This window comes from Timonella senegalensis JC301 (genome assembly GCF_000312125.1).
In the GTDB taxonomy this organism is placed as follows: domain Bacteria; phylum Actinomycetota; class Actinomycetes; order Actinomycetales; family Cellulomonadaceae; genus Timonella; species Timonella senegalensis.
In genome coordinates this window covers 450,263-462,433 of record NZ_HE978644.1, presented here as the reverse complement: position 1 = coordinate 462,433, position 12,171 = coordinate 450,263, and the positions used below count along the sequence as shown (strand labels likewise).

General features: G+C 60.5%; 11 protein-coding genes. 6 read left to right on the top strand and 5 right to left on the bottom strand.

Annotated features, from left to right (window positions below):
- Positions 1-1,702: 1,4-alpha-glucan branching protein GlgB (gene glgB / locus HGSM_RS12725; protein ID WP_051009874.1), on the top strand; the 1,702-nt coding region annotated here is incomplete at its 5' end.
- A 102-nt stretch (positions 1,703-1,804) separates the two neighbouring features.
- Here the strand turns inward: glgB and HGSM_RS12720 are convergent.
- The 3 genes from HGSM_RS12720 to HGSM_RS12710 form a co-directional block, all read right to left on the bottom strand.
- Positions 1,805-2,746: a tetratricopeptide repeat protein gene (locus HGSM_RS12720; RefSeq protein WP_040595159.1), complete on the bottom strand. Its 942-nt coding sequence runs from the start codon at positions 2,744-2,746 to the stop codon at positions 1,805-1,807.
- Between the two features lie 125 nt (positions 2,747-2,871).
- On the bottom strand, positions 2,872-3,882 hold the full coding sequence (locus HGSM_RS12715) for a hypothetical protein (protein ID WP_019149149.1): 1,011 nt from the start codon (positions 3,880-3,882) through the stop codon (positions 2,872-2,874).
- A complete protein-coding gene (locus HGSM_RS12710; protein ID WP_154646349.1) occupies positions 3,879-5,744 on the bottom strand; it encodes a prolipoprotein diacylglyceryl transferase in 1,866 nt (621 codons plus the stop codon). Before HGSM_RS12710 ends, HGSM_RS12715 begins: the two co-directional genes overlap by 4 nt.
- A 277-nt stretch (positions 5,745-6,021) precedes the next feature.
- Here HGSM_RS12710 and HGSM_RS12705 point away from each other — a divergent pair, with 277 nt between their 5' ends.
- Positions 6,022-8,370 (top strand): coiled-coil domain-containing protein, encoded by a 2,349-nt coding sequence (locus HGSM_RS12705; RefSeq protein ID WP_019149147.1) that lies wholly within the window; start codon positions 6,022-6,024, stop codon positions 8,368-8,370.
- 8 nt (positions 8,371-8,378) lie between these two features.
- Complete coding sequence (locus HGSM_RS12700) at positions 8,379-8,837, top strand: hypothetical protein (RefSeq protein WP_019149146.1); 459 nt, start codon at positions 8,379-8,381, stop codon at positions 8,835-8,837.
- 169 nt (positions 8,838-9,006) lie between these two features.
- Here the strand turns inward: HGSM_RS12700 and HGSM_RS12695 are convergent, their stop codons facing one another.
- Positions 9,007-9,813: an alpha/beta fold hydrolase gene (locus HGSM_RS12695; RefSeq protein ID WP_019149145.1), complete on the bottom strand. Its 807-nt coding sequence runs from the start codon at positions 9,811-9,813 to the stop codon at positions 9,007-9,009.
- A 2-nt stretch (positions 9,814-9,815) separates the two neighbouring features.
- On the bottom strand, positions 9,816-10,106 hold the full coding sequence (locus HGSM_RS14230; RefSeq protein WP_195891392.1) for a hypothetical protein: 291 nt from the start codon (positions 10,104-10,106) through the stop codon (positions 9,816-9,818).
- A 246-nt stretch (positions 10,107-10,352) separates the two neighbouring features.
- Here HGSM_RS14230 and HGSM_RS12690 point away from each other — a divergent pair, with 246 nt between their 5' ends.
- The 3 genes from HGSM_RS12690 (at position 10,353) to HGSM_RS12680 (ending at position 11,956) form a co-directional block, all read left to right on the top strand.
- Positions 10,353-10,685 carry a hypothetical protein gene (locus HGSM_RS12690; RefSeq protein WP_019149144.1) on the top strand — a complete coding sequence of 111 codons (333 nt, stop codon included), beginning with the start codon at positions 10,353-10,355 and terminating at the stop codon, positions 10,683-10,685.
- Positions 10,672-11,313 (top strand): FKBP-type peptidyl-prolyl cis-trans isomerase, encoded by a 642-nt coding sequence (locus HGSM_RS12685; protein WP_019149143.1) that lies wholly within the window; start codon positions 10,672-10,674, stop codon positions 11,311-11,313. Before HGSM_RS12690 ends, HGSM_RS12685 begins: the two co-directional genes overlap by 14 nt.
- A 133-nt stretch (positions 11,314-11,446) precedes the next feature.
- Positions 11,447-11,956 (top strand): phosphoribosyltransferase, encoded by a 510-nt coding sequence (locus tag HGSM_RS12680; RefSeq protein ID WP_019149142.1) that lies wholly within the window; start codon positions 11,447-11,449, stop codon positions 11,954-11,956.
- Positions 11,957-12,171 lie beyond the last annotated feature (215 nt).

Below are 12,171 nucleotides of genomic sequence, written 5' to 3'. Positions count from 1 at the left end.
CGGGTGGGATGGCCGCGGTCATGCCATGCGCGTGTTGGGCAGTTCTGGTGTCTGGGAGGTGTTTGTACCCGGCGTCGAGTCGGGGATGAGGTACAAGTACGAGATCCTGACAGCCGACGGCTCATGGGTGCGCAAGGCTGATCCCATGGCCCGCTACACGGAGGTCCCACCGCTCACGGCAAGCCGCGTCACTGAGGACACGTACGAGTGGTCCGACGACAAGTGGATGGACAAGCGAGCGGAGACCAACCCCCACGGTGAGGCACTCAGTGTGTACGAGGTCCACCTCGGCTCATGGCGCGAGGGCCTCAACTATCGCGATGCCGCGCACGAGCTCGCCGAGTATGTCAGCGGCTTGGGCTTTACGCACGTGGAGTTCATGCCGCTTGCTGAGCACCCTTTCGGTGGCTCGTGGGGCTACCAAGTCACCTCGTACTACGCTCCGACCTCACGGTTTGGCGATCCCAACGACTTCCGCTTCCTCGTGGATACCCTGCATCAGGCTGGCATCGGAGTCATCCTCGACTGGGTTCCAGCGCACTTCCCCAAGGACGATTTCGCCCTTGCTCGATTTGATGGAAGCGCACTGTACGAGCACCCGGACCCCTTCCTTGGCGAGCACCCGGACTGGGGCACACTGATCTTCAACTTCGGCCGAAACGAGGTGCGCAACTTCCTCGTTGCAAACGCATCGTACTGGCTCGAGGAGTTCCACATTGACGGGCTGCGTGTGGATGCCGTGGCGTCCATGCTCTACCTTGACTATTCACGTAATGACGGCGAATGGCGGCCCAACGTCAACGGCGGGCGCGAGAACCTTGAGGCGATCGCGTTCCTGCAGGAAGCCAACGCTACTGCTTACCGCCGCTCACCAGGAATCCTCATGATTGCCGAGGAATCCACTGCCTTCCCGGGTGTGACAGCTCCCACCTCCACGGGTGGCTTAGGCTTCGGACTCAAGTGGAACATGGGCTGGATGAACGACACCCTGCGTTACGTCGAGGAATCGCCCATCAACCGCCGATACCACCACAGCGTTCTGACGAACACGATCAACTATGCGTTCTCAGAGCAGTACCTGCTTCCTCTGTCGCACGACGAAGTTGTGCACGGCAAGGGTTCGATCTTTGGAAAGATGCCCGGCGATGAGTGGCAGAAGTTTGCGGGTGTGAGGTCCCTCTACGCGTACCAGTGGGCGCACCCCGGAAAGAACCTCCTGTTCATGGGCTCGGAGTTTGCGCAGCGCGGTGAGTGGCGTGAGGGAGGTTCCCTCGAGTGGGGCTCCCTCAACGACCCTCGCCACGCCCAGGTGCAGTCCATGGTCTCGGACCTCAACGCAATCTACCGCGACGAACGAGCCCTGTGGGAGCAAGACTTCAGCGGCGCCGGTTTCCGATGGCTCGAGTACAACGACGTCGACCACAACACCGTGGTGTTCGCACGCTTCGGTGTGGAGGGCCCACCCGTTGTCGTCGTCGCGAACTTTGCTGGCAACCCACACGAGGACTACCGCATTCCTCTGCCACATGGCGGGATGTGGCGCGAGGTCTTCAACTCCGACGACCTTGCCTACGGGGGCTCGGGTGTGACCAACCCCCATGAGTTCCCCGCACAGGACATTACGTGGGGAGACGGCACGCACAGCGCGAGCGTCCGCGTCCCACCGCTTGGCGTTGCGTACTTCATGCCGCTCGGCCGATAGGTCGAAAACGTACGCCGGGCTGTTACGTCCCGAACATGAAGGTGGCGCCCACGAACTTACAGTTCGTGGGCGCCACCTTTATGCACTTGTTTCAGTGCAGGGTTAGTACAGCGCGTTCGCTAGGCTTCGGCGAGCGGCTGGAACTCGAGGATCCTCGTTTCCAAGAATCTCGAAGTACTCAACAAGCCGCTTGCGCACCACGTCGCGTTCGTCACCAGACGTCTCTTTGATCAGATCAATAAGCCTCGAGAACGCTTCCTCCACTTGGCCCTGAAGAACATCCAAGTCAGCAACAGCGAGCTGAGCCTCTACGTCTGCTGGCGACTGCTCAGCCTGAGCACGGACGCTCTGCTGGTCGCGCTGACCGGTCCGGTGCAGGAGACTGACTTGGGCGAGACCTGCAGAGGCGAAAGTGTCCCGAGGGTCCTCGCGCAGGGCCTTGGAGTAGGCCGCGATGGCTGCCTCAAAGTCGCCCTGCTCAATCGCGTCGTAGGCTTCCTGGTGAAGCGGGGGCAGCGGCTCCTCAGCAGGTTCTAACTGTGCGGCTGCTGCGTCCGCTGCGTCTAGGGCTAGCGTCCCAGTGACGCCATTCGCCTGGGCGGCAGCCAAGAACTGATCGAGCACGCCTTGGATGGCTGAGGCATCATGGTTTCCAGAAAACAGCGGAACCGGCTGCTGGGCGATGAGGCCGATCGTCGTGGGGTAGTCCTGGACTTGGAAGGCTGCTGCAATGCGCGGCCACGCTTCGACGTCGATTCGTGCAAGCAGGAAGCGACCTTCATAGAGTCCCGCAAGCGTTCCCAGGGTTGTGGCGAGCTGTGCGCTTTCCGCATCGGTTGGCAGCCACAGGACAGCAACGACTGGCACTTGCGCCGACTGTGCCACAACGGAGGGGAACGTCTCCTCCGTGAGGTCAACCGTGAATCCCTTCGCGTCCGGTGCCCCACCGGGCTCACCGGGCGGTGGAGCCGTTGGGCGGTTCAAACTCGAGAGGTCAACTGCTCCTCTGACACTAAACTCTGGTGTCGCCCCGGATTGAGTCATCTTCTACTCCGTAAAACGTTAATGGCGGTCGGTCACATGGTGCGGTCAGGGGCATGTTCCACGTGTGCAACATGCCCCTGACCTAGAGATTTCTGGCGTTCACGGCCGCGCAATGCGGCTGCTACTTATGGGATGGATGCGCCTGTGGTACGCAGGACGCGTCCGATCGCTCGCGGCTTCTCCTCTGAGTCCTTAGCAGGAACATAGATTCCCACAACGGCGGAGCGCTTCACGGTCAGCGCGTTGGAACTCTTCTTGTCCTTGTCGAGGAACGCCTTCTCGATGGCTGAGGGCGAAACGATCGCGCCCTTCTCACCCTTCAGCGTCCCAGTAGTCTCGACTGTTCCAACCACTACTGCCCCGCCATCGCTGGTGCGAAGCGCACGCCAATCCTTGCCTACCGTGAACTCTTCCTTGTACGTGCCTTTGATCTGCTTGGCTGCGTCCTCGAGGTACGTGCGGCGCTCGTCAATTTCCTTGTAGAAAGCGTCCTTTGAAACATCAAACTTGGCCTTGTTGGCCTTGCTGGCGTCCTTCAGAAGCTCCGAGTACTGCTTGAGCACCTCTTCTGGCTTCAGTTTAAGGGTTTCATCGAGATCGTTGACCTCGGTGGTCCCGGCCTCAAGTGCTGGGAACTTGGGTACCGTCGTGCCAGGGAAGAGCGCGAACCACGCCCAGAGTTGGTAGGGGTCATGCGCTGAATCTTGCGTGTAGACCATGAAACGCTCGGGTTCGAGGTTCTGCGGACGCTGTGAGACCGCGAATACGGTGCGTGGCCACGCCTCGCTCGTGGTCACGAACATCGACTGCATCTCCACTGGGAGTTCAGTGATAGCGCTCGACTTGTCCTTGTCCTTGGCTGCCGCGGCGATCTTGTACTCAGCCGAGCGGATCTTGAGCGCAGGCCCAGTTACCCGGGTCTTGAGCTCGGCAGACTTCTTGTCACCGTCAGCCTTGGCAAGAACCTCCCCGACGCTCGCGAAGATGTCCACACCCTGCTCGGCGGAGAGCGCCGGAAGGGCGGAACTGGTCTCGCTGGGGTCTTCTGGGGTTGGCAACTCAGGAGTGCACGCGGTGAGCGCAAAACTAGCTACGAGAGCCGTTGATAGCACAAGGTTTCGCTGTGTCTTTCTCATCGCTTTCCCTCCTCACGTTCGTTGGTGTCCTCATTCACGGATGCGGAAGGTACAGGCCAATCAGACTCAGCCGAGAGCCTTTCGGCCTCTGCTCGATAGCTGGAGTACAGAGCCCTTCGCGTTCCGGCAACCGGCGGCGTTGTCGCATTGTCCCTGGCAGGCGCCTGCTTCTGGCTTTCTGCCGGAGTCTCCGTTGCAGGTGGCAATGGTGGAGGCACCTGCGCGCCGGCTTCGGCCGCAGTGCTGCTCTTTGGTTGCGATGTGCCCGCATCAGTACCCCACCATGATGCCGGTGTTCGGACGTCATGCGCGGTCTTCGGTTCCGGGTGCACGACAGGTGTAACAGAGGTGGTGCCTGCAACCGCTTCACCACCGGTGGAAGTTGCCGTCTTTCGGGAGAAACGATCCTTCAGACTGCGTCCGCTCGATGTCTCAGGCTTGAGCGCTTCCGTACCGGGTGCGCTCGGTGCACTATGAGCGCTCAAGGCGCTTGCAGAACTGTGCGAGCTCCTAGTGCTGTACGTGCTCTGTGTTGAGTACGCTGATCCGTTGCTCTGGGCACTGCGGCTCGAGTCGGTGGTTTCAGTGCTCGAGTGGTTGTACTGCCCTGGACGTAGGTGGGTCTCTGTTTGGTTTCCGCGCACACCCCACGCCGCTCGCCAGTTGGAGGCTGTGGTCTTGCTGGAAGGCGTTGGAGTTGCGTCTGGTGAAGCCGGAGTCTTGGCACTTGGAGCCTCGAACACAGGCTGCGCAACGTTTTGGGCCCTGGATTCACGGATCTCACGGAGCTGGCGTCGAGTAAGCCCCAACTGCTGCAAAGCCGCTGTATCGAGTGAGGCCTCGTCGAGCGTCATAGCGGTGTTGAGAGTGAGCGTTCCTTCATTCGGGCCGTTCAGTCCAGAAACCTGTTCGGGCACGCGTGGGGTGGCCTCGATAACCGAAGTCGTGGTGGAGATCGAATCTGGTGCCGCGAACTTGCCGTGATCGCTGGCCTCAGTCGCACTCGATGAGGAGGCCACCGCTGTGGAGGCAGACTTAGAACTCGACCGAGTTGATCTGCGCGACGGAGACTGCGACGACGTTGCCGCGGACGCCCTCCGGGTAGCGGGTGCTGCAGAGGCAATGCTCTGCGCGTGGTTCGTGGAAGAGGTGTTTGCAAAGACCGAGTCGCTTGGAGCATCCCCGACTGTCTTCCACTGTGCAGGCGCTGACCTGCGTGCAAGGAAGAAGAGAACTGCGCCGGCCAGGATGAGGACAAGACCACTGAGGATCGCCGGCATCATGAGCGGTGTGAGTACCTCGCGGTCCCATGTCAGGGATACCACAGGAGCGGACTTGGCAGCCGCATCAACTGGCGCAACGAGTAGTTGCATTCCCTGCTTCATGCCGTCAAGGTCAAGGTTTACGTTGCCCTTACCTGTAACAACGCTCGTCCACATGTCCGAATCGGTGATCGATTGCGCTGGTTCCTCGGCTTTGGTCCCCTTGGAGTCTGCTGCCTCTTCGGCTGCGTCGTTCGACGCGGGTGCCACCTTGTTCTTAGCAACAGTCAGGGTCTCCCAGTCGGAGGCTCCTGTGATTCCAACCGAAGGGGTCTCCCCCAACCACCCCGTAATGTCCGCTGAGCGTGCGACGATGAGCGCGACCTCTCCGCCATCAGAAGATTTCGCGTTAATTTTGACAGAATCGTTGACAAGCCTCAGCACCTCTGGAGCAACGGTGATGTAGTTGGCTCCCGCGTTAGCGGGGGTCGACAACGTGACCGTGGTCTCGGGCTTGAGTACTGTCCCAGACAGTACGCCAAACACCAAGACTGCTGCTCCGACAATCATGAGGATTATCGAAAGTAACTTCTTAAGCACCCTTTGTCCTTTCGAATGACCACTCAAGCCTATAGTGCGATGTGTCGATCTGCCGAAGACTCAACGCTTCTCCACAAGCTTGTCGAGCGCTCTTCACCTTTTTCTTCACCTTTTATGCGCATGACCAAAAGCAGATAGGCTATAGGGTGAATCTCGATGTGCGGTGGGGTGTCTCACGCGACTTAGAAACATGCGCGCTGTGACCACCAGTCACGCACCACATTCTCAACTGCAAGTTGCGAGCACTGCCGCACCCACACCTGCCCGGAGGCAACACGTGTCCGAAGACCGCCCAACGTTTCCCGTAGTCATGCGTGGATACGACCGCACCCAAGTTGACGGTCGCATCCGGTCGCTCGAAGAGGAACTCTCCAACGCAACGGCTGCTAGTGCACAACTCGCCGCAGAGCGAGATGCACTGCAGGCGGCACATGACGAACTACGGCGTCAGTACTCCGAGGCAGAGCGTCCTTCATACTCAGGGCTCGGCTCACGTATCGAGCAGCTCATGCGCTCCGCAGAGGAACAGTCTTCGGACGTTGTCACCCAGGCAGAGACCCACGCTGCAGACATCACGCGCCGCGCTGAGCTCGCAGCCGGACAGCTGCGCTCCCGTGCAGAATCAGAAGCCGCTGAGTTGCTTTCCTCCGCTCGCCGAGAGGCTGAAGAGGTTCGTTCCGCCGCGAACAACGCCGCAGAGACCACGATGGTGTCTGCTGAGCGTCGCGCTGAAGAACTTGTCGGCTCGGCAGAGCGCGAGGCTGCACGCATCTCCACCGCGATCGCTACCGAAGAGACTGAACGCCGCACCACGCTCGAACGAGAGCTCGGCACGCAGAAGGCTTCGACCGAACGCGCAATCACTGAACTCCGGGTCAACACCGAGCGTGAGGTTGAAGAGCTCCGCGCCCGAACTCTTGAGGAGACCACCGCGCTTCGCGAAGAGACCGAGATATTTGTCACGGATCTTCGCTCCACCGCCGAGACCGAGACGACTGCGCTTCGCCACCGGACCGCATCCGAAACCGCTTTTCTCCGCTCCGAGACCGAACGCTTCGCTGCTGAACTGCGTTCAACCACTGAGCGCGAAATGAGCGAGCTTCGCCAACGCACTGAGTCCGAGGCAAATGCCCTGCGCTCAGCCGTAGCCAAGGAAGTGGACGACCGCCGCACCGAACTCGAGCGCGAGCTCGCATCCACTCGCCAAAACGTCGAGGCAGAGATCGCGGCCCTCCGCGCGGGCGCTGAGCAGGACATCGAGAATGCTCGCCGCGAGGTAGAGCAGGAGCTCCTCGAACTCAAGACCACGACGTCACGCGAGGCGAACGACGCTCTCGAGAGCGCCAAGCTCGAGTCTGGCCACCTGCGTGAGAGTGCAGCCCGTGAGACCGCTGAACTTCGCGAGGTAACCGAGCGTGCCGCCCGCGAGCTTCGGGAATCGACAGCCCTCGAGGTCGCTGAGCTCAAGGAAGCTGCTCGAATCGACGTCGAGCGGATCCTCGCCGACGCAAAGCGCCAAGCCAGCGAGATCCTCAACGGCGCCCGCACCGAGTCCACCGCGATGCTCGACGACGCGCGCAAGTCACTCGCTCAGGCAGAGCTTGATATTGCACAGCGTCACGAGCAGGCACAGATTGCCGACACCGAACTCCACGCAAACACCAAGGCCGAGACCGACAGACTGATCTCGGATGCTGAAGCGCACGCTTCTGCAGCGGAGACTCGCGCGGCTGAGGCGCTCGCCAAGTTTGAAAACATCCGTCGAGACACTGACGCCTACGCCCGCGAGACCACCGAGACAGCCCGCGTCACCGCCGACGGAATCATTTCCGACGCACGCGAACGCGCTGAGGAGATCACCCAGACCACACAGATCACGGTCGACCGTATGATCGCATCCGCGAAGCGCCAGGTGGATGATCTCAACACCCAGCGCGAGTCGATCACTACCTACCTCGACGAGCTCCGCTCGATTCTTGCCTCCGAGACCATCCCGAACCAGAGCACCCTCGAGAAGGTCGCGCTGGCAGAGGAGAGCTTTGAGGCTTCCGAAAACGAGCGTGCGGCTACGTTTGCGGCACTTGAAGCAGAAGCGGACCAGGCGCACGCTATCGGCGATGTCGACCTTGAGTCCGCCACGGCGGAGGAGCCTGTAGAAGCTCTTCAGTCACCATCGTCAGCTGAGTCGGCACCGTCGGCAGAGTCAGCACCTTCAGCGGAGTCGGCCGACTCTGCACCATCGGCGCCATCCGCTCCGTCGGCGGACGAGGTGGAAGAGGTCGAAGAGACCAACACCTCCGCAGTCGAGGTCACCGCGACAGATGTCGAGCCACAGGCACCGGCAGATAACTCAGCAAGCCAATCGCTGGAAGCTGATGAATCGTCGGAAATCAAGGCCAGTGAGGCTGTAACCGCGCCGCTGGACATTGACGAGATCGAGGCCGCGGAGGACGCCGCGTTGGAGGAAGACATCCTCGCTGAGGAAGCCGACACGACCGCGTCGATTCCGCCACGCGGAATCTCTGAGACCCCAGCCCAGGCAGCACGGAAGAAGGCAGCTGGTCGCCCAGCACCGATGTCCGCAGCCAAGGGCTTCAAGATCCCAGGTTTCGACGACAAGAACTGAAATACGCAATGACGGCACCACAGCAAGGCAACGGCGAGCCGACCAGTGCGAACGCTCCACGCGAACTGTCGTGGAGCGAGCAGAAGACCATCAACGCCGCGCACCAGGCCGATGAACTCGCACGCAGGCAGCGCAGGGAATCTGAACGGGCGAGTGCCATGCTGGTCGAGTTTGTGGCTGCGGCGAAGTCCGCGGGCATCGAGCCCACACGGCTCTACGCGCGCAGTTACAACGGCGAATCGCGGTACAAGACCAACACGTTTGGGTGGTACCTCAAGTCGAACGAATCAGTTGCCGTGGATACGGACGCAAACTTTTACGTGCTGTCCGTCCAAGGCTCGCTCCTAGCTAAGTTCAAGGGAACGACGATCTCGCCCTCAGCGCCTCCGCTCGTGCTTGGTCTCGGTGGGAGGGACGGAGAGTCGCTTGACCTCTCCGAGGCAATCGATCGCATCTTGCAGCGCTAGGACGGAGCCAGACGCCATGGCGTGCAAGCCGCACTCCGGCAAGCCGCACGTGGGTAGGCAGCACACCGGCAAGCAGCACGTAGGTGAGCACGGTGTCTGCTAGTGAAACACACAAGGGCGGTGGTCCGGATCAATTCGGCTGATCTGGACCACCGCCCTTATTTCTGCTTTAGTTCTCTGTGCCGAAGGAGTCCACGAGGAACGCGTTGATCACCTCGGCCACGGCGGCGGGCTGCTCAACCGGGCTCATGTGCCCAGCGTGTGCGATCACCTCTGCACGCGCTCCCGGCACGAGGCGGGCGATCTGCATCATCACGTCAGGAGGCGAGATGGTGTCGTCTTCGCCCACGATGATGAGCGTCGGCTTGGCAAACGCTTTGACTACCTCCGTCGAGTCCTCGCGCGAGGCCATGGCGCGTTGACTCCACGCTACGCCCGCGGCGCTCTGGGAACGGATAAGGGTCTGCATGAACTCGACGATGTCAGGGCGCTCCTCAACCGTCTCCTCGCTCAGCGTGGCTGTGGCCATCCCCATTACTGGTTCGCTTGAGCCGAGACGCTCAACTTCTGCGGCAACTTTAAACCTGTTCTCCCTGGGCCCGGCGGCGTCTGCGGTGACGCGGGTATCAAGGAGCACCACACCATCGAGCAGGTCCGGGTTGACCCGCATGATTGCTTGGGCAACGTACCCACCCATGGAAAGTCCTGCGCAGATGAGTGGTCCGCTGTCAGGTCCCTTGAGCCCCACGATCACCTCCGCAACGAGGCGCGCAGACTGGTCGAGGGACGGCTCACCTTCAGGAATGGGAGACTCCCCCAAGCCTGGTAGGTCGATACCAAGGACGTGCCACTCGGCACTCACAAATGGCGCGCAGGCATCCCACATGCGGTGGTCCACGGGGAATCCGTGAAGAAGCACGAGCGTTCCCGCGCCGTTCCCTGGGTTGTATTCGGTGACGTGCAGCGATTCATTCATTACTACTCCTGACCATTCCAGCAGTTCACGTGCCAGTGCCTGCGTGCGGCGAGTGCCGCTTCCCGACCGAACAGGGAATCTGATGCCCACGCGACGATGTGCGGCGTACCCGGAGAAATCTCGTGGTTGCATCCCGGGCACACATAACTCTTCTCGCTGGACCGAACCTTCTGCACGGTCCAGTCTTCACCGCGCCTCTCGACTATCCTGCGCCCACCAGTAGCCACATCCATGTTCAGCTCACGGTATGGCTCTGCGTAGGGTCGTTTGGATGATCGGCGTGAAGTAGGCATACCTCCATTGTGCCAAGGATTTGGCGCCGCCATGTGATCGTGACGTTCGCCAAACCACCACGAGATGCACAGTTGGAACTCAGACTTGCGGTATATGGTTATCTCGGTTATCACCCAATCGGACGCATTCTCCATGCCAACTCAAGGCTCGCGGAGCGCAGTGCGGGTGTAGAAACAAGGCCCGGCACAAGCGGTACGCCGTCAATGAGATCATCGGGCTGAAACTCCTACGTGAAGGAACATGTTGTGAAACTTCGCCCAATGTCAGGGCTGGCTGCGCTGGTAGTTGCCTCGGCCCTCGTCCTGTCCGGTTGTTCGACCGAGGCCGACAAGAACGAGTCCAACCCAAACGCTTCGTCTTCGACCGATGCAAGCCTGACCACCACGACGCCAGAGGACTTGAAGCTCCTCGAGGGCATCGAGTTCCAGTCCAAGGCTGAGAACAAGGCACCGACTGACGTCAAGGTTGCAGGCGACCTGAACAAGCTCTCTGGCGCTTCAAGTACGAGTTGTCAGCGAGGGAACCGGGGACGAGATTCCACTGAACTCCATCGCCGAGGTCCACATGATTTCGGTTGATCCTTCAGGCAAGCAGATTGCTTCCACGTACGAGGAAGGCGCGCCGCAGGTCATCCCAATCTCGGCAGCAACTATCCCTCAGCTCGTTACCGCACTCCAGGGCCAGAAGGTCGGCGTTCGTGCGGTGTTCGCTGCGCCAGGCGTTGCCACTGAAGAGGGCGCTGACCAGCCAGACCCAACCATCTTCCTCATGGAGGTAGTGGGAGTCCGCAAGGCAGAGGTCGTGGAGAACTCCGACGCGCTGCCTCAGGTGACCCGCGATGACAAGGGTGTGCCATCGATTGCGATCCCTAAGGACTTCAAGGCCACCAAGAACATTCAGGTCGTCCAGCTCGAGAAGGGCGATGGCGAGTTCATCTCCCCCGCTGACACCATCAAGGCCAATTACACCGGCTGGAACCTCAAGGGCAACCAGTTCGACACCTCGTTTGATAAGGAAGCCGTAGAGTTCCCGCTGTCCAACGTGATTCAGGGTTGGACCTACGGACTCTCCGGCCAGCAGGTTGGCTCCAAGGTTCTCCTCATCATTCCTGCTGACCTCGGTTACGGACCATCGTCCAAGGACGACGCCGATGACGCGGCAACCGGCGACCTGCTCTTCGTAGTGGACATCGTTTCCAAGTCCTGATCGTGTAGTTTTTGCAGTATCGTGCTGAAGTCTGTGGGCGGCCTCCCTCGTGGGATGCCGCCCACAGGTGTTTTCGGCAACAAAATGGGACGTTCAGCGGTATTTCGTTGGTCGGACCGCCTAATGTTGTTACATGGCAGAGATTATGACGGAGCACGGAATCCGCGAAGTTCTTTCGTGGGATGAGTTTGGAACAGCCGCCCGCGAGCTTGCACAGCAGGTCGTGGATTCGGGCTTTGAGCCTGAAGTTGTCGTGGCAATTGCCCGCGGCGGCCTCGTACCTGGAGGCGCGGTCGCGTACGCGCTCGGCACCAAGGGCGTCGGAACCATGAACATTGAGTTCTACACGGACATCGGTGAGACTTTGACCGATCCTCGCATCCTCCCTCCCCTTATGGACACGCAGGATCTCCCGGGCCAGCGCGTGCTCGTTGTGGACGATGTCGCCGACTCGGGCCGCACATTGGCCCTCGTGATGGACATCCTCGCCCGCCAGGGTTCTGACGCGCGTTCCGCGGTTCTGTACACCAAGCCTCGCTCAATTCTGAAGCCTGATTACTCGTGGAAGGACACCGACGAGTGGATCACCTTCCCGTGGTCGGCGCTTCCTCCGATTGGGTCCGACACATCGATCGATGCCTGATTATTAGTCTTTCCTCATGTGGGTCCGGAGCAGTCGCTCCGGACCCACATGTGCTTTTCGACGATCATGAGTATGAATGTCCGTCGCAGGACTTGCATTTTAATTAATAAAGGTGCATTCTTAATTAACTGAGCTGGTCCGCCTGACTAGGCGCCCCACTCACTACGTTTCTCACCGGGCACGTCGCAGCTAGCGCGCACGATGCTGCGGCAACC

Bases quoted from the DNA above. Each gene is read 5' to 3' on its own strand.
- HGSM_RS12695 (WP_019149145.1), bottom strand. From the start codon at position 9,813: ATGAATGAATCGCTGCACGTCACCGAATACAACCCAGGGAACGGCGCG.
- HGSM_RS14230 (WP_195891392.1), bottom strand. From the start codon at position 10,106: ATGCCTACTTCACGCCGATCATCCAAACGACCCTACGCAGAGCCATAC.
- HGSM_RS12700 (WP_019149146.1), top strand. From the start codon at position 8,379: ATGACGGCACCACAGCAAGGCAACGGCGAGCCGACCAGTGCGAACGCT.
- HGSM_RS12680 (WP_019149142.1), top strand. From the start codon at position 11,447: ATGGCAGAGATTATGACGGAGCACGGAATCCGCGAAGTTCTTTCGTGG.
- HGSM_RS12685 (WP_019149143.1), top strand. From the start codon at position 10,672: ATGATTTCGGTTGATCCTTCAGGCAAGCAGATTGCTTCCACGTACGAG.
- HGSM_RS12715 (WP_019149149.1), bottom strand. From the start codon at position 3,882: ATGAGAAAGACACAGCGAAACCTTGTGCTATCAACGGCTCTCGTAGCT.
- HGSM_RS12720 (WP_040595159.1), bottom strand. From the start codon at position 2,746: ATGACTCAATCCGGGGCGACACCAGAGTTTAGTGTCAGAGGAGCAGTT.